This window comes from Heterorhizobium halophytocola, assembly GCF_017873095.1.
GTDB classification, from domain to species: domain Bacteria; phylum Pseudomonadota; class Alphaproteobacteria; order Rhizobiales; family Rhizobiaceae; genus Allorhizobium; species Allorhizobium halophytocola.
Map to the genome: position 1 here is coordinate 28,987 of NZ_JAGGJU010000007.1, position 21,776 is coordinate 50,762.

At 63.7% G+C, this 21,776-nt stretch carries 21 protein-coding genes; 10 read left to right on the top strand and 11 right to left on the bottom strand.

What is annotated here, in order from left to right; translation table 11 throughout:
- Window positions 1-491: 491 nt before the first annotated feature.
- Genes hemW through rph form a run of 4 tightly spaced genes read right to left on the bottom strand, consistent with a single transcriptional unit; the run spans window position 492 to window position 3,486 of the window.
- The gene (hemW, locus tag J2Z17_RS13425) at window positions 492-1,676 is read right to left on the bottom strand and encodes a radical SAM family heme chaperone HemW (RefSeq protein WP_209945833.1); all 1,185 of its coding nucleotides are present in this window, start codon (window positions 1,674-1,676) and stop codon (window positions 492-494) included.
- Window positions 1,677-1,682: 6 nt separating this feature from the next.
- Entirely contained in the window at window positions 1,683-2,327 is a 645-nt protein-coding gene (gene rdgB, locus J2Z17_RS13430; RefSeq protein WP_209945835.1) for an RdgB/HAM1 family non-canonical purine NTP pyrophosphatase, read from the bottom strand.
- A gap of 3 nt (window positions 2,328-2,330) precedes the next feature.
- A complete protein-coding gene (locus J2Z17_RS13435) occupies window positions 2,331-2,747 on the bottom strand; it encodes a VOC family protein (protein ID WP_209945837.1) in 417 nt (138 codons plus the stop codon).
- Window positions 2,748-2,769: 22 nt separating this feature from the next.
- Window positions 2,770-3,486, bottom strand: coding sequence for a ribonuclease PH (gene rph / locus J2Z17_RS13440; RefSeq protein ID WP_209945839.1), 717 nt, complete (start codon window positions 3,484-3,486; stop codon window positions 2,770-2,772).
- Window positions 3,487-3,680: 194 nt separating this feature from the next.
- Between rph and hrcA the strand changes: the two genes are divergently transcribed.
- Window positions 3,681-4,760 (top strand): heat-inducible transcriptional repressor HrcA, encoded by a 1,080-nt coding sequence (gene hrcA, locus J2Z17_RS13445; protein WP_209945841.1) that lies wholly within the window; start codon window positions 3,681-3,683, stop codon window positions 4,758-4,760.
- Window positions 4,761-4,860: 100 nt separating this feature from the next.
- Window positions 4,861-5,487, top strand: a complete 627-nt coding sequence (gene grpE, locus J2Z17_RS13450) for a nucleotide exchange factor GrpE (protein ID WP_209945843.1) — start codon at window positions 4,861-4,863, stop codon at window positions 5,485-5,487.
- An 82-nt stretch (window positions 5,488-5,569) separates the two neighbouring features.
- Here grpE and ptsN read toward each other — a convergent pair whose 3' ends face one another.
- The 6 genes from ptsN to lptC all read right to left on the bottom strand — a co-directional run bounded on the left by ptsN (window position 5,570) and on the right by lptC (window position 10,590).
- Entirely contained in the window at window positions 5,570-6,034 is a 465-nt protein-coding gene (ptsN, locus tag J2Z17_RS13455) for a PTS IIA-like nitrogen regulatory protein PtsN (protein WP_209945844.1), read from the bottom strand.
- A 64-nt stretch (window positions 6,035-6,098) separates the two neighbouring features.
- Complete coding sequence (gene hpf / locus J2Z17_RS13460; protein WP_209945846.1) at window positions 6,099-6,665, bottom strand: ribosome hibernation-promoting factor, HPF/YfiA family; 567 nt, start codon at window positions 6,663-6,665, stop codon at window positions 6,099-6,101.
- A gap of 207 nt (window positions 6,666-6,872) precedes the next feature.
- Window positions 6,873-8,414 carry an RNA polymerase factor sigma-54 gene (gene rpoN, locus J2Z17_RS13465; RefSeq protein WP_209945848.1) on the bottom strand — a complete coding sequence of 514 codons (1,542 nt, stop codon included), beginning with the start codon at window positions 8,412-8,414 and terminating at the stop codon, window positions 6,873-6,875.
- A 140-nt stretch (window positions 8,415-8,554) separates the two neighbouring features.
- Window positions 8,555-9,367, bottom strand: coding sequence for an LPS export ABC transporter ATP-binding protein (gene lptB / locus J2Z17_RS13470; RefSeq protein WP_209945850.1), 813 nt, complete (start codon window positions 9,365-9,367; stop codon window positions 8,555-8,557).
- An 11-nt stretch (window positions 9,368-9,378) separates the two neighbouring features.
- A complete protein-coding gene (locus J2Z17_RS13475) occupies window positions 9,379-9,912 on the bottom strand; it encodes an LptA/OstA family protein (RefSeq protein WP_209945853.1) in 534 nt (177 codons plus the stop codon).
- 12 nt (window positions 9,913-9,924) lie between these two features.
- Window positions 9,925-10,590, bottom strand: a complete 666-nt coding sequence (lptC, locus tag J2Z17_RS13480) for an LPS export ABC transporter periplasmic protein LptC (RefSeq protein WP_209945855.1) — start codon at window positions 10,588-10,590, stop codon at window positions 9,925-9,927.
- A 280-nt stretch (window positions 10,591-10,870) separates the two neighbouring features.
- Between lptC and J2Z17_RS13485 the strand changes: the two genes are divergently transcribed.
- From J2Z17_RS13485 to J2Z17_RS13515, 7 genes are all read left to right on the top strand, one after another.
- Complete coding sequence (locus J2Z17_RS13485; protein ID WP_209946320.1) at window positions 10,871-11,173, top strand: integration host factor subunit beta; 303 nt, start codon at window positions 10,871-10,873, stop codon at window positions 11,171-11,173.
- Between the two features lie 120 nt (window positions 11,174-11,293).
- Entirely contained in the window at window positions 11,294-11,629 is a 336-nt protein-coding gene (locus tag J2Z17_RS13490) for a lipopolysaccharide assembly protein LapA domain-containing protein (RefSeq protein ID WP_209945857.1), read from the top strand.
- A 206-nt stretch (window positions 11,630-11,835) separates the two neighbouring features.
- On the top strand, window positions 11,836-12,966 hold the full coding sequence (locus J2Z17_RS13495) for a class I SAM-dependent methyltransferase (RefSeq protein ID WP_209945859.1): 1,131 nt from the start codon (window positions 11,836-11,838) through the stop codon (window positions 12,964-12,966).
- Entirely contained in the window at window positions 12,963-13,826 is an 864-nt protein-coding gene (locus J2Z17_RS13500; protein WP_209945861.1) for a TrmH family RNA methyltransferase, read from the top strand. Before J2Z17_RS13495 ends, J2Z17_RS13500 begins: the two co-directional genes overlap by 4 nt.
- Window positions 13,823-14,314 carry a signal peptidase II gene (gene lspA, locus J2Z17_RS13505; RefSeq protein ID WP_209945863.1) on the top strand — a complete coding sequence of 164 codons (492 nt, stop codon included), beginning with the start codon at window positions 13,823-13,825 and terminating at the stop codon, window positions 14,312-14,314. Before J2Z17_RS13500 ends, lspA begins: the two co-directional genes overlap by 4 nt.
- A 151-nt stretch (window positions 14,315-14,465) precedes the next feature.
- Window positions 14,466-15,314 carry a l-ornithine N(alpha)-acyltransferase gene (olsB, locus tag J2Z17_RS13510; protein ID WP_342454410.1) on the top strand — a complete coding sequence of 283 codons (849 nt, stop codon included), beginning with the start codon at window positions 14,466-14,468 and terminating at the stop codon, window positions 15,312-15,314.
- 313 nt (window positions 15,315-15,627) lie between these two features.
- A complete protein-coding gene (locus J2Z17_RS13515; RefSeq protein WP_209945867.1) occupies window positions 15,628-16,542 on the top strand; it encodes a LysR substrate-binding domain-containing protein in 915 nt (304 codons plus the stop codon).
- A 21-nt stretch (window positions 16,543-16,563) separates the two neighbouring features.
- On the opposite strand, the gene J2Z17_RS13520 is transcribed toward J2Z17_RS13515, so the two are convergent.
- A complete protein-coding gene (locus J2Z17_RS13520) occupies window positions 16,564-18,849 on the bottom strand; it encodes an NADP-dependent malic enzyme (RefSeq protein WP_209945869.1) in 2,286 nt (761 codons plus the stop codon).
- 129 nt (window positions 18,850-18,978) lie between these two features.
- Here J2Z17_RS13520 and mutS point away from each other — a divergent pair, with 129 nt between their 5' ends.
- Window positions 18,979-21,711: a DNA mismatch repair protein MutS gene (gene mutS, locus J2Z17_RS13525; RefSeq protein ID WP_209945871.1), complete on the top strand. Its 2,733-nt coding sequence runs from the start codon at window positions 18,979-18,981 to the stop codon at window positions 21,709-21,711.
- The last annotated feature ends 65 nt before the right edge of the window (window positions 21,712-21,776 follow it).

Sequence of the window (21,776 nt, forward strand, 5' to 3'; positions counted from 1 at the left end):
CCATTTGGCTTGCCGCCTAACCCCCCTCTGGCCTGCCGGCCATCTCCCCCTCAAGGGGGGAGATCGACTCGTGGGGGCCGCTCGTTTTCAATCGCCGACGGTGCGACCGGGTTAAGTCCTTCCCTTGTGGCGAGGGTTGGGAGGGGACCTTTCGCCTATGCGATTGCCTATCCTCAAGGGGGAGGAGATCTGCTCGCGGCGGTCGCTCGGATTTCATCGGGGCTTGGCGTTCGGAACAGGTTCGAAATCTCGGGAATGTGGATGGCTTGTTCTTGCCGCTCTCGAAGATCGCCCAGTCCAGTCCCACACTCAGGCGCGGTTTGATGAGAATTCTGCACCAGCACTGCACGGCAATGGGACGGCTAAATTTCGGAATGGGCGATCAATACCAGCTGATCCCCTCTTGAGGGGGAGATGGCCGGCAGGCCAGAGGGGAGTATGGCGGGACGACGAGCCGGCCATTGCCGCGTCCAGAATCGCGATGGCCGACCTCAAAACGCCAGATCGGCGACCACGCTGTCGAGGACCAGCATGCCCTTCGGGGTGCAGCGCAGTCTCGAATTGCCCAGGCGTTCGATGAAGCCGAGGTCGAGCAGGGCCTGTTCGCGGTCGGGATCGGGATCGCGGCGGGAGAGGTGTTGCCAGCGGGCAAGATCGACGCCCTCGCGCAGCCGCAGTCCCATCAGCAGCAGTTCGTCGGCCTGTTCCTCCGGTCCCAGGAGTTCGTTCTCGACCATGCCATTGCGCTCCGCCTCGACCCGCTGCAGCCAGGCTTCCGGATTGCGCTCGGTGGCGGTGGCGCGCTTGGCCGCGCCGTGGCGCAGGCGGCCATGGGCGCCGGGGCCGATGCCGGCATAGTCGCCGTAGCGCCAATAGGTGAGATTGTGCCGGCTCTCGGCGCCGGGGCGGGCGTGGTTGGACACCTCGTAGGCCGGCATGCCCTGGGCTGCGGTGATCTCCTGCGTCGCCTCGTAGAGATCGGCGGCGCGCTCCTCGTCCAGCGTCTGCAGCTTGCCGGCCTTGTAGAGGCCGTAGAAAGCGGTGCCTTCCTCGATCGTCAGCTGGTAGAGCGAGAGGTGGTCGACGGCATAGGAGATCGCCTGCTTCAGTTCGGCTTCCCAGGCTTCGATCGTCTGGTCCGGCCGGGCATAGATCAGATCGAAGGACATGCGCGGGAAGATGTCGCGCGCAAGGCCGATCGCCTTCAGCGCTTCCTCGACATTGTGCAGCCGGCCCAGAAAGCGCAGATCCTTGTCGTTCAGCGCCTGCACGCCCATCGACACGCGGTTGACGCCGGCCGAGCGGTAGCCGCGAAAGCGGTCCGCCTCGACCGACGACGGATTGGCCTCCATGGTGATCTCGATGCCATCGGGCACATGCCAGCTGCGCGCGACACCATCGAGCACGGTCTCGATCGTTGCCGGATCCATCAGCGAGGGCGTGCCGCCGCCGACGAAGATGCTGGTCACGGTCTTCGGGCCGGACAGCTCGCGCATATAGGCGATTTCCTTGATGAAGGCCTCGGCGAAGCGCTGCTGATCTACCGGCTGGTGGCGGACATGGCTGTTGAAGTCGCAATAGGGGCATTTGGCCGCACAGAACGGCCAGTGCAGATAGATGCCGAAGCCCGGTTCGCCGGTATCAGGCAGGATGTTGGCGTTGGGCTTGATCAGCACGGCGGGTCAGGCGTCCAGGCAGGTTTCGACGAAGAGCTTGAAGGCCCGCGCACGGTGCGACAACGCCTGTGCGTCGCCCGGTTTCCAGCCGTGCTTTTGCTCGGCACTCATTTCGCCGAAGGTGGTGTCGTAACCCTCAGGCTGGAACACCGGGTCATAGCCAAAGCCGCTGCTGCCGCGCGGCGGCCATGCGACATGGCCCTCGACCTCGCCGCGGAAGAGTTCGGTATGGCCATCGGGCCAGGCCAGGCAAAGCACGCTGACGAAGCGGGCGGTGCGCTGGTCGGGCTTGTCGGCTCCCTTGTCGGCCAGTGCCGTCTCGACCTTCTGCATGGCCATGGCAAAGTCGCGGCTGCCGTCGGGAAGCTCGGCCCAGTCGGCGGTGTAGACGCCCGGGGCGCCGTCGAGCGCATCGACGACGAGGCCGGAATCGTCGGATAGTGCCGGAAGTCCCGATGCCGTCGCAGAGGCCAGCGCCTTGATCTTCGCATTCTCCTCGAAGGTCGTGCCGGTTTCGTCCGGCACGTCGAATTGCAGTTCCGCCGCCGACTTGGCGGAAAAGCCGAAGGGGCCGATCAGGTCGGCGATTTCGGCGATCTTGCCGGCATTGTGGCTGGCAACGACGATGGTCTTGGTCTCGAGCTTTCGCATGAACTACTCCAGGCCCCAGAGGGCGGGTTCGGCACATTCCAGACTGTTGCCGGCAGGATCGCGAAAATAGAAGGAGCGCGTACCGTTCGGCCAGTGAACTTCGGATTCGATTGTCACGCCCGCCTCGGCGAGCCGCTGCCGGACACCGTCCAGCGCCGGGCCGGCGACGCGAAAGCAGGCATGTCCCGGACCGCGGGCGCCATGGGCTGGCACGGCAATGGCATCGGACGCCGGCGGCTTTTGCGTCTCGGCGGGGTTGAAAATCAACAGCATGCCGGATCCGCAACGGAAGAAGACATGCCGGCTGTCAACACGGGTCAGCCGCTCCAGGCCGAGCACGTCGGCATAAAAGGCATCGGCGGCGTCGAGATCGTCGGCATAGAGCGAGGTCTCGAGTATCCCGTCAATCGCAATCGACATGCCGCCTCCGTCTGTCCGTTTCTCAGGCGAGCGCCTGTTTCTGCATCTCCACCAGGTCGGCGATGCCGTTGCGGGCCAGCCGCATCAGGGTCAGGAATTCCTCTTCCGAGAAGGGAACCCCCTCGGCGGTGCCCTGGATCTCGACGATCGAACCCGCACCCGTCATGACGAAATTGGCGTCGGTCTCGGCCGAGGAATCCTCCAGATAGTCGAGGTCGATGACCGGCTGGTTGGCGAAGATGCCGCAGGAAATGGCGGCGACATGGTCCTTCAGCACCTTGTCGACTTTCACCATGCTGCGTGCTTCCATCCATTTCAGGCATTCGTGCAGCGCCACGAAGCCGCCGGTGATCGAGGCGGTCCGGGTGCCGCCATCAGCCTGGATGACGTCGCAGTCGACGGTGATCTGTCGTTCGCCGAGCGCGGTCAGGTCGACCACGGCGCGCAGCGAGCGGCCGATCAGGCGCTGGATTTCCTGGGTGCGGCCGCCCTGCTTGCCGGCGGCAGCCTCGCGGCGCATGCGGTCACCGGTGGCGCGCGGCAGCATGCCGTATTCCGCCGTCACCCATCCCTTGCCGGAATTGCGCAGCCATGGCGGGGTCTTTTCTTCAAGGCTTGCCGTGCACAGCACATGCGTGTCGCCGAACTTGACGAGACACGAGCCCTCGGCATGTTTGGACACGGCCCGCTCGAACGAGACTTCCCGCATCTGATCTGTCTTCCTACCGGACGGGCGCATGGAGTTCTCCTTGAATTTCGTCTTGGCGCAACGCGCTTTCGGGGACTTCTACGGGGGGCGGAGCGCATTTGCAAAGGAAAAGGCGCAAGCCCCGGGGCCGCCGGGGTCCCGGAGCATTTACGATTTGTGCTGGCCGTGGGAATGCTTATATTTCGCCATGACGGAAGCAGAATGGCGAGGCCGGTTTTAAAGGTATGGGTATTTCGAGGATCACGGCAGGGGATACCGGCACGACGCTCGATGATCGTTCCCGGGAAATCTTTCGCCGCATCGTTGAGAGTTATCTCGATTCCGGCGAACCGCTTGGGTCGCGCAACCTCTCCCGCATCCTGCCGATGTCGCTTTCGCCGGCATCCGTGCGCAATGTGATGAGCGATCTGGAGGATCTCGGCCTTATCTACGCGCCGCATGTCAGTGCCGGCCGGATGCCGACCCAGGCCGGCCTGCGTTTCTTTGTCGATGCCTTCATGCAGGTTGGCGACCTGTCGCCCGATGAGCGGGGCGAGATCGAGCGGCAGATTTCGCCCAAGGGGCAGGACATGCCGCATGACAGCCTGCTGAACGAGGCGAGCCGGATGCTGTCGGGCCTGTCGCGGGGCGCCGGCCTGGTGATCTCGTCCAAGGGCGACCCCGTCCTCAAGCATGTCGAGTTCATCCGGCTGGAACCGACCAAGGCGCTTGCCATTCTGGTCGGCGAAAACAACCAGGTCGAGAACCGCATCATCGAATTGCCGGCCGGCACCACCGCGTCGCAGCTGACGGAGGCGGCCAATTTCGTCAACGCGCATCTCGCCGGTCAGACGCTGCCCGAGCTTCGCGCCGACCTTCTGCGACTGAAGCAGCAGGTGGCAAGCGAACTCGACATCCTGTCGCAGGACCTCGTCGAGCGGGGGCTGGCCGTCTGGTCGGGTGCCAGCGATATCGAGGCGCCGGGTCGGCTGATCATCCGGGGTCGCGGCAATCTGCTGGAGGGACTGGCCGGTGCCGAGGATGTCGACCGCGTGCGCCTGCTGTTCGACGATCTCGAGCGCAAGGACAGCCTGATCGATATCCTCAATCTGGCGGAGACCGGACCCGGCGTGCGGATCTTCATCGGGTCGGAAAACAAGCTGTTTTCCCTGTCGGGTTCGTCGCTGATCGTGGCGCCTTTCCGCGACAATGAAGAGCGCATCATCGGTGCCGTCGGCGTCATCGGTCCGACGCGGCTCAATTATTCCCGGATCGTGCCGATGGTCGACTATACGGCGCAGTTGATGGCCCGCCTGTCGCGCTGAGTTCTCACCTCGGCCCGCTTCTTTTCCTGCAAAGCCTTGATTTTTTCGCGCCGAACGCTGATATCGGGCACGATTTTGAAATCCAAAACCGGAGACCGTCATGACCGACGAAACGACCAAGAACGGACCTGACGCAATGGCTGGGGAAAACCAGGACACCGCAGCGCCGAAAGAGGCGCCGGAAACCGAAGCCGTCGCCGCCGAGCCCGATCTCTTCGATATTCTGAAGGCGGAAAATGCCGATCTGAAGGACCGCTTCCTGCGTCTGGCCGCTGATATGGATAATCTGCGTCGCCGCACGGACCGCGAGATCAAGGACGCCAAGAGCTATGCGGTGACCAATTTCGCCCGCGACATGCTGTCGGTGTCCGACAATCTGCGTCGCGCGCTGGATGCGATCCCGGCCGATGCCCGCGAGCAGGGCGATGCCGGCCTGAAGACACTGATCGAAGGCGTCGAGATGACCGAGCGGGCCATGCTGTCGGCGCTGGAGCGTCACGGCGTGCGCAAGATCGAGGCCGACGGCGAGAAGTTCGACCCGAATTTCCACCAGGCGATGTTTGAGGTGCCGAACCCCGAGGTGCCGAACAACACCGTCGTCCAGGTGGTGCAGGCAGGCTATGCCATTGGCGACCGGGTGCTGCGCCCGGCCATGGTCGGCGTTGCCAAGGGTGGCCAGAGGGCGGAGGCCGGTGAGGCTGCCGCGACCGAGCGCAAGGACGGCTGACGTCGAAGGGGCGGTAAACGCCCCCCTTTGCACTCTGCTGCAATGCCGGAATATCAGATGCGAGAAACGAGGACGCGGCTGCTCAGGCCGCGTTTGTCGTTTGGTCCTCGTTGAGGAAGGTATAGATCGCCTGCGCCGAATCGGTGGCGCGCAGCTTGGCGACCAGATCGTGATCGCGAAACACCCGGGCGATACGCGACAGCGCCTTCAGGTGGTCTGCGCCCGCACCTTCCGGTGCGAGCAGCAGGAAGGCCAGATCGACAGGCTGGTCGTCGAGCGCCTCGAAATCGACAGGCGTTTCCAGCCTGGCGAAGACGCCGACGATCGACGAGATGCTGTTGAGCTTTCCGTGCGGGATCGCCACACCGTGACCTACGCCGGTCGAGCCGAGTCGTTCACGCTGCAGGATCACGTCGAAAATCTCGCGCTCGGGAATGGAGGTGAGCTTCGATGCTCGCGCCGCCAGTTCCTGCAACAGTTGTTTCTTGGAGTTCACCCTCAATGTGGGGATGATCGCATCCTGTTGCAGCAAATCTGCCAAGGCCATATTTTTATCCTTCATCCCGCCAAACCAAGAACGCGGAGGTGGCTGGAAAGCCGACGCCTGGACGTCAGCCCTTTACGTTTGCTGAGTCGATCCAGCCGATATTGCCGTCATTCCGTCGGTAGACGATATTGATTTCGGTATTGCCCGGGCTGCGGAACAGCACGATGGGTTCATCCGTCATGTCGAGTGCCATGACGGCCGTGGCGACAGTCATGGTCCGCAGCTGCTTCGTGCTTTCGGCCACGATGGTCGGCGCGTAGTCCTCGGGCAGTTCTTCGGTTTCCGTCGGCACGGCGTCCATCACCGAATAGGCGATCTCGACGGAGCCGTTGCCGGAATGGTGATCCTTGAGCTTGCGCTTGTAACGGCGCAAGCGCTTGTCGATACGCTCCGCTGCCATGTCGAAGGCGACCTGCGGGTCGTTGGCCTGGCCATTTGCATGGAGGTTGACGCCCGTATCGAGATGGACGGTGCAGTCGGCCGAATATCGAGAGCTCGACTTGGTCACGGTGATCTGGCTGGAGAAGCCGCCGTCGAAATATTTCTCGACGCCTTCCTTGATGTTGCCCTCGATCCGCTCGCGGAACGAGTCGCCAATCTCCATATGTTTTCCGGATACACGCACGCTCATGGAGTAGTCCTTTTCTCGTGATTTGCGGGTATCAGTTTACGTCAAGGCTCGCTTGCATCCAAGCTCTTCAAGCAGAAAGTCCGCGCCCGGGTCGACCGGGCCGAAAGCAAGGCGGTCAAAGCTTTATGTCCCGCCTTCCGCCGATTGCCGCGGGCTTCTAACGTTAAGCCTCATGAAAGTCAACGCCGCCGCCCGGCTTTGACCGGCTCAGGCGGTGGCAGCCCTTGCCAGCGCACGCTTTTCGCGCCGTCGCTGGACCGAGGAGGGGATGTTCATCGCCTCGCGATATTTGGCGACAGTGCGGCGGGCGAGGTCGATGCCGCTCTCACGAAGCGCCGTGACGATGTCGTCGTCGGACAGCACGGCCTCTGGCGTTTCGGCCGTGATCAGCGCGCGAATCCGGTGGCGGACCGATTCCGCCGAATGGGAATCACCGCTGTCGGAGGCGTTGATCGACACGCTGAAGAAATATTTGAGTTCGAACAGGCCGCGCGGCGTCAGCATGTATTTGTTGGCCGTGACGCGGCTGACGGTCGATTCGTGCATCTTGATCGCCTCGGCGACGGCCTTCAGATTGAGCGGCCGAAGATGATTGACGCCGTGCCGCAGAAAGGCGTCCTGCTGGCGCACGATCTCGGTCGCCACCCGCATGATGGTCTTGGCCCGCTGGTCGAGGCTGCGGGTCAGCCAATTGGCATTTTGCAGGCATTCCGACAGGAAGGCCTGGTCCGCGGTGCGCTGCACGCCCTTGCGGGTGACACTTGCGGCATAGATCTGGTTGACGATCACCCGCGGCAGCACATCGCTGTTGAGCTCGATCATCCAGCTCCCGTCGGTTGCCGCCCGCACCAGAATATCGGGCACGACGGCTTCGCTGACGGTCCGGTCGAAATCGCTGCCGGGCTTGGGATTGAGCTTGCGGATTTCCGACAGCATGTCGACGAGGTCTTCCTCGTTGACGCCGCACAGTTTTTTCAACGACGCGAAATCGCGTTTTGCCAGCATTGTCAGATTGTTGACCAGCGCCAGCATGGCAGGGTCGAGCCGGTCGCGCTGCCGCAGCTGGATCGCCAGGCATTCGCTGAGCGAGCGGGCGAAGACGCCCGGCGGATCCAGGGACTGCAAGCGGTCGAGAACCCGTTCGACATGCCGGATGTCGGTGGTGAAATGCGCCGCGATATCCGCAAGCGCGCAGTGCAGATAGCCTGTGTCATCGAGCTGGTCGACAAGGGCTGCAGCAATCAGCCGGTCGGCGGGGTCGCGGATGGCGAGCGGCAGTTGCTGCTCCAGATGGTCGCGCAGGCTGGCATGACCGGCGACGAAGTCTTCCAGGTCGTAGGCCTCCCCGCTGCTGCCGGAACCCGGCATGGACTTCCACTGGCCGATCAGTTCGGGGGCGGCGGCCGGGGTCGGGCTGGCTTCATCGCTATAGGCTTCACCAAAATTGGCGTCCATGCCTTCGCTCAGCGCGCCGTCCTTGCCTTCTTCATACCAGTCGCTGGCACTCGTGCGGTCGACGTCGCCTTCCGCCTCGCTCTGGGCGGCGCTGTCGGTCGCGGTCTCCGGCGCATCGCCTATTATCTCGTCATTTGACGCCAATTCGAGCAGCGGATTCTTTTCGATCTCCTGCGCAATGAACTGGTTTATCTCCAGATGAGTCATATGAAGCAGCTGAATCGACTGCATCAGCTGTGGAGTCATTACCAGAGATTGGTTCTGTCGCAGGTAAAGACTTGCCGACAACGCCATGGCGTACGCGAAACTCCCCTAAATCCCCAAGACCTCCGTTGTCTTTCCATACGGAAAGGCCAACTGGCCCAAAAATTGCTTTTTTATGCAGTTTGGTCAAGCTGTGGATGGGGCGGGCATGCGTTTTTCTGGATGCAGCCTCAAAGGCTGAATTTGTCGCCGAGATAGAGGCGGCGGACATCGGCATTGCTGACGACTTCGTCGGCACGGCCGTGGGTCAGCACTTCGCCGGCATGGATGATATAGGCCCGGTCAATCAGGCCGAGCGTCTCGCGCACATTGTGGTCGGTGATCAGCACGCCGATGCCGCGGGCCGTCAGATGACGCACCAGGTTCTGGATGTCGGAGACGGAGATCGGGTCGACGCCGGCAAACGGCTCGTCCAGCAGCATGAAGGTCGGGTTGGTGGCCAGCGCGCGGGCGATTTCCAGGCGGCGGCGCTCACCGCCGGATAGCGCGACGGCTGCCGAATTGCGCAGCTTCTCGATGTGGAATTCTTCCAGCAACTCGTCGAGCTTGGCTTCGCGGGCCTTCTTGTCGTGCTCGTGCACCTCGAGGACGGCGCGAATGTTCTGCTCGACGGTCAGGCCGCGAAAGATCGAGGCTTCCTGCGGCAGATAACCGACGCCGAGCCGGGCGCGGCGATACATCGGCATGCCGGTGACCTCGTTGCCGTCGATCGCGATCATGCCTTCATCGACCGGCACAAGGCCGGTGATCATGTAGAAACAGGTGGTCTTGCCCGCCCCGTTCGGGCCCAGAAGCCCGACGGCCTCGCCGCGCCGAACCACCATCGACACGCCGTTGACGACGCGCCGCGAGTTGTAGCTCTTTGTCAGGCCATGGGCGATCAGCGTGCCGTCATAGCGCGTCCGGTCGAGCCGTGGTGCCGTGTCATCGGGCTTCGGGCCTTTGGCCGAAGCGAAAACTTTGGGTAGGCTGGGGAATTTCACGATGGAGGATCTTACTTTTTCTTCTGGGATTTCGGATCGAGCTGAATCTGGACGCGCCCTCCGCAGCTTTCCAGCTTCGCCTCGCCCGAGGTCATCTGTACGGTCAGCTTGCAGCCGACGAATACATTCTGTCCCTCCGACAGCACCACGCGGTCGCCCTGCAGCACGAAAACCTGCTTTTGCAGGTTGAAGGTGCCGTTGTCGGCTGTCGCCTGCTGCGTGCCCGACGACAGGAAGACCTTGTTCGAGACGTCGATCTTTTCGATATCGGCATTGCCGGCGGTCACATCCGTGCTTTCGCCGGTATAATGCACGACCATCTCTCCGGCCTTCAGCGTGGTGGTGCCCTGTACCACTTTCACATTGCCGGTGAAGGTCGCCGCCTTGTCCTGCTGGCGGAACTGAAGCTGATCGCTCTCGATCTGGATCGGTTCGTCATTGGAGAGCTTCATCCCGTCCATCTTGGTGGTCTGTGCCGCGCCAAGGCCGGGCAGGGCTAGCAATCCGGTCATCAGAAGCGCCGAGAAAATACCTGTCTTGTTCATTTCCTGTCGCCCTTATCCCTTGTTGTTGCGGATGGTCGCGGGGTCGATATGGACCCTGACCGAGCCCGAGAAGGTCACCGTTTGCCCCTTATCGGTGATATTAAGGGAGTCTGCAACAATGGAGGCTTCATTGGAGGTGATCGAGACCGGCTCCTTTGTGTCCATCTCGCCGCCCTTGATGTCGAGGAAGGCGGACTGGAATTTCGCCTCCAGCCCGCTGGAAAGCCGGATCGTGAACGGTGCGGTCATGTTGAGCCGGTCCGACGACCGGTCGTATACGCCGGATTCGGCGACGACGCGGGCGATCGACTTCTCGTTCAGCGGCACCGCCGCGGTGATGTTTTCCAGCGTGATGAGATTCGGATCCTTGATGTCCTGCAGGGCCCGGACGGCTCGCATGGAATAGTTGATGCCGTCGCGGTTGCGCCCGGAGACGGCCGGGCGTTCCATGACGATCTTGCCGTTTTCGATATGGGCCGCCTCCAGCTGCAGATTTTCCGGCAGGAAGGTGCGGATCACCGATACAGCGACGAAGCAGAGCGAAATTATGACGGCGATCAAGGGCAGCAGAATCTTCAGCCGGCGCACGCGGGCCGAATGCCGCAGAGCCGCGCGATAAGCCGTGTTGCTCGCGCCCGGAGCAAGGACCCCCGCGCTATCCGCTACCCTGTTGAGCATGCAAAGCCTTGTGTCTTCATGTCGGTTGACTTGGGCCGCTGGAGGTCTAGATGTGCGGCTCCAGCGGTCGGCCGGTCAATTCGCATGATTGTGCTTGCTTGCCAATATGGAAATTGCGCGTGCAAAAACAAGACATCATCGAGGCTGTTCGCCATGATCAGACATGCTAAGCTGACGGTTCGCAACCGGGGCAAGTTGTTTCTTGACGCTGCACCCGGCGTTTGGCACCTTGCCGAGGTTCACAAGCGAAGTATTCGGGCCAATTATTCGGGGGGTTCCCGTGATCAAATCTGAACTGGTGCAGATCGTGGCTGCGCGAAATCCGCACCTCTACCACCGCGATGTCGAAAATATCGTCAACGCCGTGCTCGATGAGATTACGGATGCCCTGGCGGGTGGAAATCGCGTCGAACTGCGCGGCTTCGGCGCATTTTCGGTGAAAAATCGCCCATCGCGCTCGGGCCGCAATCCGCGCACCGGCGAGGCGGTCTTCGTCGAGGAAAAATGGGTGCCCTTCTTCAAGACCGGCAAGGAGCTGCGCGAACGGCTCAATCCCGATCTGGTCGATGGTGAAAGCGACTAGGCTCTTGCCATGTCGCCTGTGCCGCGCCACATCCGTTACCGGTAGAGACGCATCGGGCGTATGCGAGTGTGGTCAGGCTCTCATAGCCGGGACCGGGCCTGCGGAATGAAGGAGAGATCCATGCTGAAAAAGATCGTCACCCTGTTCGTCCTGGTGCCGCTCGGCATCCTGCTGATCGTGCTTTGCGTGACCAACCGGCAGAGCGTCAGCCTCGCCTTCAATCCGTTCAAGCCTGCCGACCAGGCTTTGTCGCTGACGGCGCCGTTCTTCGTCTGGCTGTTCGTCGCGCTGATCCTCGGCATGGTCGTGGGATCGTTCGCCACCTGGTTCTCGCAGGGCCGCTATCGCAAGCGCGCGCGCGTCGAAGCGAAATCGGCGGTCCACTGGAAGAAGGAAGTGGACAAGAAAACCCGCACAGATCAGGTGCCGGTCAGCGAAATCCCGCGACTGACCTGATCATTTCCATCACACCTCTATGGCAGGGGCTTGGCCTTGGGGCTTTTCCTGGCCGCCACACAGTGGTACTTGCGGCTTCTTTCAGCATGTCGCCGAAGGCGGGAGCCGGTTTCGGCATCGAGACATGCGTCAAAATGAGGATCTGAAGCGCGAGCCGCTATGCAGATCTGGCGGATGGCGGAACACGACCTTTGAAGAAGCAACGCATGCGGGACCGGAAAGATCAGGCAGGCGCGCCCGACAAGGGCAAGCGCCCGGCTGCGCCGGCAAAGCGCGGGCCGGGTGCTGGCAACTCCGCCCCCAAGGCGGCCGCCAAACCCTCCGGCGAGCGCTCTCAGCCGAGACCGCCAAAGGCCGTGCGCGAACGCGAGCCTGCGTCCGCTGCCGCCGAAGCACCCCGCATCCTGTCGCTGAAATCCGGCGAACGTCCGGCCGAGCATGTGCCGCTGATCCTCGAATCGGCCTCCGCCGGCGATTTCCACCTGATCGACAGTGGCCACGGGTTGAAGCTCGAGCAATACGGTCCCTACCGGATCGTCCGCCCGGATGCCCAGGCGCTCTGGCCGAAGAGCCTGCCGGACCATAGCTGGGACGGCGCCGACGCCATCTTTACCGGCGACACCGACGAGGACGGCATGGGGCGCTGGCGCTTTCCACGCCAGGCGCTCGGCGAGACATGGCCGATGCAGTTGCTGGACGTCGATTTTCTCGGCCGCTTCACCGCCTTTCGCCATGTCGGTGTGTTTCCGGAGCAGATTGCCCACTGGACCTGGATGAAGCAGCAGGTCGAAGCAGCCGGCCGGCCGGTCAGGGTGCTGAACCTGTTCGGCTATACCGGGGTCGCCTCGCTGGTCGCCGCCGCCGCCGGCGCGGAGGTCACCCATGTCGATGCGTCGAAGAAGGCGATCGGCTGGGCGCGCGAAAACCAGCAATTGAGCCGCCTCGACCGGGCGCCGATCCGCTGGATCTGCGATGACGCGATGAAGTTCATCCAGCGTGAGGAACGCCGCGGCAACAGCTATGACATCATCCTGACCGATCCGCCGAAATTCGGTCGCGGCCCGAACGGCGAAGTCTGGCAGCTGTTCGACCATCTGCCTGTGATGCTCGACATTTGCCGCGCCCTGCTGTCGCGGGATGCGATCGGGCTGGTGCTGACCGCCTATTCGATCCGGGCAAGCTTCTACGCCATGCACGAATTGATGCGGGAGACGATGCGCGGCAAGGGCGGCCTGGTGGAATCCGGCGAACTGGTGATCCGCGAGGCCGGTCTCGACGGCCATACGCCGGGTCGCGCACTCTCAACCTCACTCTTCAGCCGCTGGGTGCCGAAATGACGGATAGACACGATGAAGGCGGCCCGCGCCGCGTCGGGCAGGTGAAGGAGATCACCAGCCTGTCCAACCCGATCATCAAGGACATCAAGGCGCTCACCAACAAGAAGACGCGGGAGGAGACGAAGTCCTTCCTCGCCGAGGGCCTGAAGCTGATCATCGATGCGCTGGATCTCGGCTGGACGATCCGCACGCTGATCTATTCCAAGGCCGCCAAGGGCAAGCCGATCGTCGAAAAGACCGCAGCGCGCACCGTGGCATCCGGCGGCCTGGTGCTCGAAGTCAGCGAGAAGGTGATGACCTCGATCACCCGGCGCGACAATCCGCAAATGGTCGCCGGTGTCTTCGAGCATCGCTGGAAGCCGCTGAAATCCGTCGAACTTGGCCGCAACGATACCTGGATCGCCCTCGACCGGGTCCGCGATCCCGGCAATCTGGGCACCATCATCCGCACCGCCGATGCCGCGGGCGCCTCCGGCGTGATCCTGGTCGGCGACTGCACCGATCCCTTCTCGCTCGAGACCGTGCGCGCCACCATGGGCTCCGTCTTCGCCCTGCCGATCGCACGGGCCGGCGTGTCGGAGTTTCTCGACTGGTCGCGCAAATCGGGTGCCCGGCTGGTGGCAACCCATCTGGCCGGCGCCGTCGACTATCGCACCATCGACTACAAGAGCCGTCCGGTCGTCTTGTTGATGGGCAACGAGCAGTCCGGCCTGCCCGAAGAGCTGGCAGGGGCTGCCGATGCGCTCGCCCGCATTCCCCAGGCCGGTCGCGCCGACAGCCTCAATCTGGCGGTTGCCACCGGCGTCATGCTGTTCGAGGCGCGCCGCCATTGCCTCAGCCTCGACGGGGAGGGCGCATGACCCAGCGTTCGGTCTTTTCGCATCCGCTGCCTGCCGGCATTGCCATCGTGATTGCGCTGCTGCTCGACCAGGTGATCAAATATCTGGTGGAGATCAGCCTGCCGCTGCAGCAGGTGGTGCCGGTGATGCCGTTCTTCGCGCTCTACCGCACCCATAATCTCGGGGTTGCCTTCTCCATGCTGTCGGGCATGGACAGCTGGTTTATCGTCGGCATGCGGCTGATCATCGTCGGCTTCGTGCTGTGGATGTGGCGCCGGACCGACAAGACGCACCATTTCGCGCATTTCGGCTATGTGCTGATCGTCGCCGGTGCGCTCGGCAATCTGGTGGACCGGTTCATTTACGGCCAGGTGGTCGACTATGTCCTGTTCCACACGGCGACATGGTCGTTTGCCGTCTTCAACCTCGCCGACGCCTTCATCACCATCGGTGCCGGCTGCGTCCTGCTGCAGGAGATTTTCATCTCCAGGGCCCGCAAGGCCGACTGACGGTCCGCAAGCCGGGACAAAACTTCAGAACCCCTGAAGCAACGCGGCAGCCTGTCACGCTGGTGTTGCATATACGTGATTTATCGCCGCATATTATTACAGTAGCGGGAGACGAATCACGGTGAGCGGTGATCTGTTGGACCGGGAAAGGGTGCGCGCTGCGCAGCTCTCCCCGAAGGGTACTATTGTCTTTGGCGCCAGCGATGTTCTGGGGCGTATCGGCTCGCTGCAGGTGCGGCTTGCGCGAAACACACGGGAAATCGAGGCGGCACAGGCCGTGCGCTACCGCGTCTTCGTCGAGGAGATGCGGGCGACCTTGCCGCCCATGGCCATGCGGTTGCGCCGCGATATCGACCGATGGGACGCGATCTGCGATCATCTGCTGGTGCTTGATACGGCAATCGAGGGAGATGCCGAAGACCAGATCGTCGGCACATACCGCCTGTTGCGACAGGATGTCGCCACTCTCCACGGCGGCTTCTATTCGGCCTGCGAATTCGAAGTCGAGACGCTGACGGGTCGTCATCCCGGCAAGCGGTTCATGGAACTCGGCCGCTCCTGCGTGCTGCCGACCTACCGCGCCAAGCGCACGGTCGAACTGCTGTGGCAGGGCAATTGGGCCTATGCGCTGCGCCACAATGTCGATGCGATGTTCGGCTGCGGCTCCTTTCCGGGTACCGCGCCGGAAATGCATGCTCTTGCGCTATCCTTCCTGCATCACGTTGCGCGTGCCGATCCGGACTGGCAGGTCGCCGCGCGGCCGGACCAGTTGCGTGACATGGACATGATGCCGGTCGAGGCGATCAGTCCGCGGCGCGCGCTGCTCGCCCTTCCGCCGCTGATCAAGGGCTATCTGCGGCTCGGGGCCATGGTGGGAACCGGGGCGGTGGTCGACCAGGCGTTCAACACCACCGACGTCCTGATCCTGTTGCCGGTCGAGCGGATCGCCAACCGCTACGTCAATTATTACGGCGCCGATGCCGGTCGCTTCGCCAGTTGAGCCGTGTCGGCGGCTCGCTCCTTCTTGACCCGGGGCGCCGGTCCCGGGCGTCATCCCTTGCGGTCGAAGGGCAGGTCGCCGCGTTCGCGTTCCCCCATCGCAAGGATGTCCGGATGGGCCAGAGGATCGCCAGGTTCTTCGGACGCGACCCGCCCCGCGCGACCCGTATCCCGCGACAAGCAGCTGATCACCCTCAAGAAAAACTGAAGCATGGCCATCGCCTCCCGGCCCGTTTGCGCAATGGCCGGAAAACTGGCTAAATTCAGCCATGGGCACAATCGAGATTTGTCTGCGATGTCTATAGGTATTCTATATGCGTAACCTGAACCTGGTCCATCTGAACGGACTGAAGGCGGTGGAAGCGGTGGGACGGCTCGGCTCGCTGCAGGCGGCGGCCGATGAGCTTGGCGTCACCATCGGAGCCGTCAGCCAGCAGGTGATCAAGTCGGAGCGCCAGCTTGGCCGCACCCTGTTCCTGCGCGAGCCGCGCGGCATGGTTCTGACGGGTGTCGGTGCGGCGCTGTTGCCGCGGTTGAGCGCCGCCTTCGGGGCGATCTCGCAGGCGCTGGACACCCTGCGCGATGACCGCGAACAGGTGCTGACGATCTCGGTCGCACCGGTCTTTGCCGCCCGCTGGCTGGTGTTCCGGATAGGCGAATTTGCCGAGCGCCATCCCGACATCAGGCTCAGGCTGGATGCGACCACCAAGATCGCCGACCCCTCCATCGGCGATGTCGATCTGTGCATTCGGGTCGGACGCGGCAACTGGCCGGGCGTCGAGGCGGAGCTGCTCCTGCCGCAGCTGGTGTTTCCCGTCTGCGCACCGGCCCTTGCCGAACGCCTGAAGGAACCACGTGATCTCATCGGCATGCCGGCCGTGCTCGACGGACGCTCGATGTTCAGCTGGGATGTCTGGCTGTCGGAGGTCGGGCTGGGCGGGCAGGAAATGTCCACGGGCCACGTGTTCAACGAGGCATCGCTCAGCCTCGATGCGACCATTGCCGGCCAGGGCGTCATGCTCGCCTGGCAGACGCTTGCATCCCACGCGATCCGGGCGGGGCAACTGGTCGTGCCTTTCGCCAGGCCGGTGCCGACCGGCGCCGGGCACTATCTGGTGACCGCCAGCGGTACCCGAAAGTCACCCAAGCTTGAGGCCTTTCGCAGCTGGATCACCGAGGCCTTGCAGGCGGACATGGCCGCACTCGAGCCCTTGATCAATTCCGCCTGACGCCGACTGCCCGGCGGCCTGTCATTCCTCGCCGATGGCGTTATAGGCAGCGATCATCGCCATGTTGACGATGTCGCTGTCCTTGGCGCCCATCTGGGCGATCTGCACCGATTGCGCCAGGCCGACCAGCAGCGGGCCGATGACCGTCGAGCCGCCGAGTTCCTGCAGCATCTTGGTCGAGATCGAGGCGGAGTGAAAGGCCGGCATCACCAGCACGTTTGCCGGAGCCGACAGCCGGCAAAACGGATACTGCTCCATCCGGCTCATGTTGAGCGCGACGTCGGCCCCCATCTCGCCGTCATATTCGAAATCGACATGCCGGCCGTCGAGCAGCTTGACCGCCTCGCGGACGCGTTCGGAGCGTTCGCCGGTCGGATGGCCGAAGGTGGAATAGGCAAGCAGCGCCACCCGCGGCTCGTAGCCCATGCGCCGGGCAACGGTGGCCGCCTCCTCGGCGATGTCGGCCAACTCCTCCGCCGTCGGCATGTCGTGCACGGCGGTATCGGCGACCAGCACCGTTCGCCCGCGGGTCAGGGCCAGGGAGACGCCGATTACCCGGTGCCCCGGTTCGGCGTCGATGCAGCGGCGCACGTCTTCGAGCGCGGTCGAATAATTGCGCGTCGTGCCGGTGACCATGGCGTCGGCATCACCGAGCGTCACCATGCAGGCGGCGAAATGGTTGCGGTCGGTGTTGATCAGCCGCTGGCAGTCCCGGTAGAGATAACCGCGCCGCTGCAGCCGCGAATAGAGGTGATCGGTATAGGCCTCGACCCGGTCGGAGACGCGGGCGTTGACGAGTTCGATGCCGGGGCGGTCGAGATCGATCCCGGCATGGCCGGCGGTCGCCTTCATCGCCTCGTCGCGGCCAAGCAGGATGGCGGTGCCGAGCCCCTGGGCGGCAAAGGCGACGGCGGCGCGCATCACCTGTTCCTCCTCGCCCTCGGCAAACACGACGCGCTTCGGGTTCTTGCGCACCCTGTCGAACAGGCGCTGCGTCGTCGCGGCGATCGGATCGCGCCGGGCCGAGAGTTCCTGGGCATAGGTGCCGATATCCTCGATCGCCTTGCGCGCCACGCCGCTTTCCATCGCGGCCTTCGCGACCGCGACCGGAATGGCCGAGATCAGTCGGGGGTCGAAAGGCACGGGAATGATGTAGTCCGGGCCGAAACGCGGCCGGTTCCCCTGATAGGCGGCGACCACGTCGTCGGGCACGTCCTCGCGGGCGAGGTCGGCCAGCGCCTGGGCGGCGGCAATCTTCATCGCGTCGTTGATCGAGGTCGCGCGCACGTCGAGCGCGCCGCGGAAGATATAGGGAAAGCCGAGCACGTTGTTGACCTGGTTGGGGTAGTCCGACCGTCCCGTCGCCATGATCGCATCGTCGCGGATCTCGGCGACCTCTTCCGGCGTGATTTCCGGGTCGGGATTGGCCATGGCGAAGATGATCGGGTTCTTCGCCATCGAGCGGATCATCTCGGCGGTAAAGGCACCCTTCTGCGACAGGCCGAAGACCACGTCGGCACCGTTCATCGCATCCGCCAGTGTCCGGTCCTCGGTCTTTGCCGCATGCGCCGATTTCCACTGGTTCATGCCCTCGGTGCGGCCTTGGTAGATAACGCCCTTGGTGTCGCAGAGCGTGATGTTTTCAGGCGCAAAGCCCATGCTCTTGATCAGCTCGACGCAGGCAATCGCAGCGGCGCCTGCGCCATTGCAGACGAGTTTCGTCGTCTTCAGGTCCCGCCCGGTGAGGTCGAGCGCATTGATCAGGCCGGCGGTCGCGATGATCGCGGTGCCGTGCTGGTCGTCGTGGAAGACCGGGATATCCATCAGTTCGCGCAGCCGCTGCTCGATGATGAAGCAGTCGGGCGCCTTGATGTCTTCCAGGTTGATGCCGCCGAAGGAGGGGCCGAGATAGCGCACGCTGTTGATGAATTCGTCGACATTCTCGGTGTCGACCTCCAGGTCGATCGAATCGACATCGGCAAAGCGCTTGAACAGTACCGACTTGCCTTCCATCACCGGCTTGGAGGCAAGCGCGCCCAGATTGCCGAGGCCGAGAATGGCGGTGCCGTTGGAAATGACGGCGACCATGTTGCCACGGGTGGTGTAGTCGTATGCGGCGAGGGGATCGGCGGCGATTGCCCTGACCGGCACGGCAACCCCCGGCGAATAGGCAAGCGACAGGTCGCGCTGCGTGGCCATCGGCTTGGTCGGAATGATTTCCAGCTTGCCCGGACGGCCCTTGGCGTGAAAGTCGAGCGCTTCCTGCTCCGTGACCGTCGAACGGCTCCGGCGTTTCCTGTCCTGCATCGGGGTGCGTCCTCCACGCTATTTTGTGGGCAGCATCTGTTACGGCCACCCTTGATGTTGTTTTTGCCTCTCCAAGCCCGTTAGTGTGGCACGACTTCCCGCGCAATTAAACCAGACGTTGCCTGACCCATGAACAGTCCCCTCGATATGGAGGTCCTGAAGACCGCTCAACTCGCCTCGCAGGAGAGCCGTGCCTCGGCGACGCCGATGATGGAGCAGTTCATCGAGATCAAGGCGGCCAATCCCGACAGCATGCTGTTCTACCGCATGGGCGACTTCTACGAGCTGTTCTTCGAGGATGCGGTGGATGCGTCGCGGGCGCTCGGCATCACCCTGACCAAGCGCGGCCAGCACATGGGCATCGACATTCCGATGTGCGGCGTGCCGGTGCATGCGGCCGACGACTACCTGCAGAAGCTGATCGGTCTCGGCTTCCGCGTCGCCGTCTGCGAGCAGGTCGAGGATCCGGCCGAGGCCAAGAAGCGCGGGTCCAAATCGGTGGTCAAGCGCGACGTCGTGCGGCTCGTCACACCGGGCACGATCACCGAAGACAAGCTGTTGTCGCCCTCCGAATCGAACTACCTGATGGCGCTCGCCCGGGTGCGCGGCGCCGGCAACAACATGGCGCTCGCCTGGATCGACATCTCGACCGGCGTGTTCCGCATTGCCGAAACGGACGATCAGCGACTGCTGGCCGACATCCTGGCGATCGAGCCGCGCGAGCTGATCCTCGCCGACAACCTGTTCCACGACGACGAACTGCGTCCGGTGATGGAGGTGCTGGGCCGCATTGCCGTGCCGCAGCCGGCGGTGCTGTTCGACAGCGCCATGGCCGAGGGCCGCATCACCCGCTATTTCGATGTGGCGACGCTCGAAGGTTTCGGCAATTTCTCGCGTGTCGAACTGGCGGCCGCCGCCGCCGCGATCGCCTATGTCGAGAAGACGCAGATCGCCGAGCGTCCGCCGCTTGGCGTGCCGGAGCGGCTGGCGTCTTCCTCGACGATGTTCATCGATCCGGCGACGCGCGCCAATCTGGAACTGGTCAAGACGCTGTCGGGCGACCGCAACGGCGCGCTGCTGAAGGCGATCGACCGCACGGTGACCGGGGGCGGCGCGCGCATGCTGTCCGAACGGCTGATGTCGCCCTTGACCGATCCGGCGGCGATTGCCGCGCGCCAGGAGGCGATCGCCTTCCTGCTGGCCGAACCGGTGCTGACCGACCGGCTGCGCGACCGGCTGAAGCGGGTGCCCGACATGCCGCGCGCCCTGTCGCGGCTGGCCCTCGATCGCGGCGGTCCGCGCGATCTCGGCGCCATCGGTGCCGGCCTTGGCGCCGCCCGCGAAGTTTCGGGCCTGCTGTCAGGGCATATCGGCCTGCCGGACGAACTTGCCAACGCGCTTGGCGACATCGAGGCGCTGCCGCGCGCCATCGAGGCGCATCTCGGCACCATGCTCGCCGACGAACTGCCGCTGCTGAAGCGCGACGGCAATTTCCTGCGCGAAGGTGCCCATGCGGAACTCGACGAATTGCGGGCGCTGCGCGACCAGTCGCGGCGGGTGATCGCGGGCCTGCAGCTGCAATATGCCGACGAGACCGGGATCCGCTCGCTGAAGATCAAGCACAACAACGTGCTTGGCTATTTCATCGAGGTGACGGCCAACAATGCCGGGCCGCTGACCGAAGGCGAGGCCAAGGCCCGTTTCATCCATCGCCAGTCGATGGCCAATGCCATGCGCTTTACAACGACCGAGCTGGCGGATCTGGAAAGCCGGATCGCCAATGCGGCGGGGCAGGCGCTGTCGATCGAGCTCGAGGCCTTTGCCGCGATGACTTCGGATGTCGTCGGGTCCGCCGAGGCGATCAAGAAGGGCGCGCGGGCGCTTGCCGTGATCGATGTCGCAGCAGGCCTTGCAGCCCTTGCCGAGGAGCAGGGCTACTGCCGGCCGATCGTCGATGACAGCCGCATGTTCAACATCGTCGGCGGCCGCCATCCGGTGGTCGAGCAGGCGCTGCGGCGTCAGTCGGCGGGTCCGTTCATCGCCAACAATTGCGATCTTTCTCCGACGCAAGGGCAGGAGAGCGGCGCCATCTGGCTTCTCACCGGACCGAACATGGGCGGTAAGTCGACCTTCCTGCGTCAGAATGCGCTGATCGCGATCCTCGCCCAGATGGGGTCCTTCGTGCCGGCGGGCTCGGCCCATATCGGCGTCGTCGACCGGCTGTTCTCCCGCGTCGGCGCCTCCGACGATCTGGCGCGCGGACGTTCGACCTTCATGGTCGAGATGGTCGAGACGGCGGCGATTCTCAACCAGGCCGGCGACCGCTCGCTGGTGATTCTCGACGAGATCGGCCGCGGCACATCGACCTTCGACGGGTTGTCGATCGCCTGGGCGGCGGTCGAGCATCTGCACGAGGTCAACCGCTGCCGCTCGCTGTTCGCCACCCATTTCCACGAGTTGACCCAGCTCTCCGACAAGCTGGCGCGTCTCGCAAACGCCACGATGCGGGTGAAGGAATGGCAGGGCGACGTGGTCTTTCTGCACGAGGTCGGGCCGGGTGCGGCCGATCGCTCCTACGGCGTCCAGGTGGCGCGGCTCGCCGGTCTGCCGGCGCCGGTGGTGCAGCGGGCGCGCGAGGTGCTGGATCTCCTGGAGAGCAGCGGTTCGAAAAAGCCGACCAAGCAGCTGGTCGACGACCTGCCGCTGTTCAATATCGCGGTAAAGCGCGAGGATGTGGCAAAGGCCGCCTCGGCGCCGTCCAGGGTCGAGGACAGTCTGAAGGTACTCGATCTCGACGACATGACGCCGCGCCAGGCGCTGGAGGCCCTTTACGCGCTGAAGCAAGAACTTGGCAAAGTTTGATCGCTAACCTGCCTGTCCAACAACCGGCAAAGGCGGTATAGCGCCATGGCCGCGTGCACGGTGCA

Bases quoted from the DNA above. Each gene is read 5' to 3' on its own strand.
- hpf (WP_209945846.1), bottom strand. From the start codon at position 6,665: ATGAGCGTGCGTGTATCCGGAAAACATATGGAGATTGGCGACTCGTTC.
- rph (WP_209945839.1), bottom strand. From the start codon at position 3,486: ATGCGCCCGTCCGGTAGGAAGACAGATCAGATGCGGGAAGTCTCGTTC.
- J2Z17_RS13500 (WP_209945861.1), top strand. From the start codon at position 12,963: ATGACGGATAGACACGATGAAGGCGGCCCGCGCCGCGTCGGGCAGGTG.
- grpE (WP_209945843.1), top strand. From the start codon at position 4,861: ATGACCGACGAAACGACCAAGAACGGACCTGACGCAATGGCTGGGGAA.
- J2Z17_RS13520 (WP_209945869.1), bottom strand. From the start codon at position 18,849: ATGCAGGACAGGAAACGCCGGAGCCGTTCGACGGTCACGGAGCAGGAA.
- J2Z17_RS13475 (WP_209945853.1), bottom strand. From the start codon at position 9,912: ATGAACAAGACAGGTATTTTCTCGGCGCTTCTGATGACCGGATTGCTA.
- J2Z17_RS13495 (WP_209945859.1), top strand. From the start codon at position 11,836: ATGCGGGACCGGAAAGATCAGGCAGGCGCGCCCGACAAGGGCAAGCGC.
- rpoN (WP_209945848.1), bottom strand. From the start codon at position 8,414: ATGGCGTTGTCGGCAAGTCTTTACCTGCGACAGAACCAATCTCTGGTA.
- J2Z17_RS13435 (WP_209945837.1), bottom strand. From the start codon at position 2,747: ATGTCGATTGCGATTGACGGGATACTCGAGACCTCGCTCTATGCCGAC.
- rdgB (WP_209945835.1), bottom strand. From the start codon at position 2,327: ATGCGAAAGCTCGAGACCAAGACCATCGTCGTTGCCAGCCACAATGCC.
- ptsN (WP_209945844.1), bottom strand. From the start codon at position 6,034: ATGGCCTTGGCAGATTTGCTGCAACAGGATGCGATCATCCCCACATTG.
- mutS (WP_209945871.1), top strand. From the start codon at position 18,979: ATGAACAGTCCCCTCGATATGGAGGTCCTGAAGACCGCTCAACTCGCC.
- J2Z17_RS13515 (WP_209945867.1), top strand. From the start codon at position 15,628: ATGCGTAACCTGAACCTGGTCCATCTGAACGGACTGAAGGCGGTGGAA.
- lspA (WP_209945863.1), top strand. From the start codon at position 13,823: ATGACCCAGCGTTCGGTCTTTTCGCATCCGCTGCCTGCCGGCATTGCC.
- lptC (WP_209945855.1), bottom strand. From the start codon at position 10,590: ATGCTCAACAGGGTAGCGGATAGCGCGGGGGTCCTTGCTCCGGGCGCG.
- hrcA (WP_209945841.1), top strand. From the start codon at position 3,681: ATGGGTATTTCGAGGATCACGGCAGGGGATACCGGCACGACGCTCGAT.
- J2Z17_RS13490 (WP_209945857.1), top strand. From the start codon at position 11,294: ATGCTGAAAAAGATCGTCACCCTGTTCGTCCTGGTGCCGCTCGGCATC.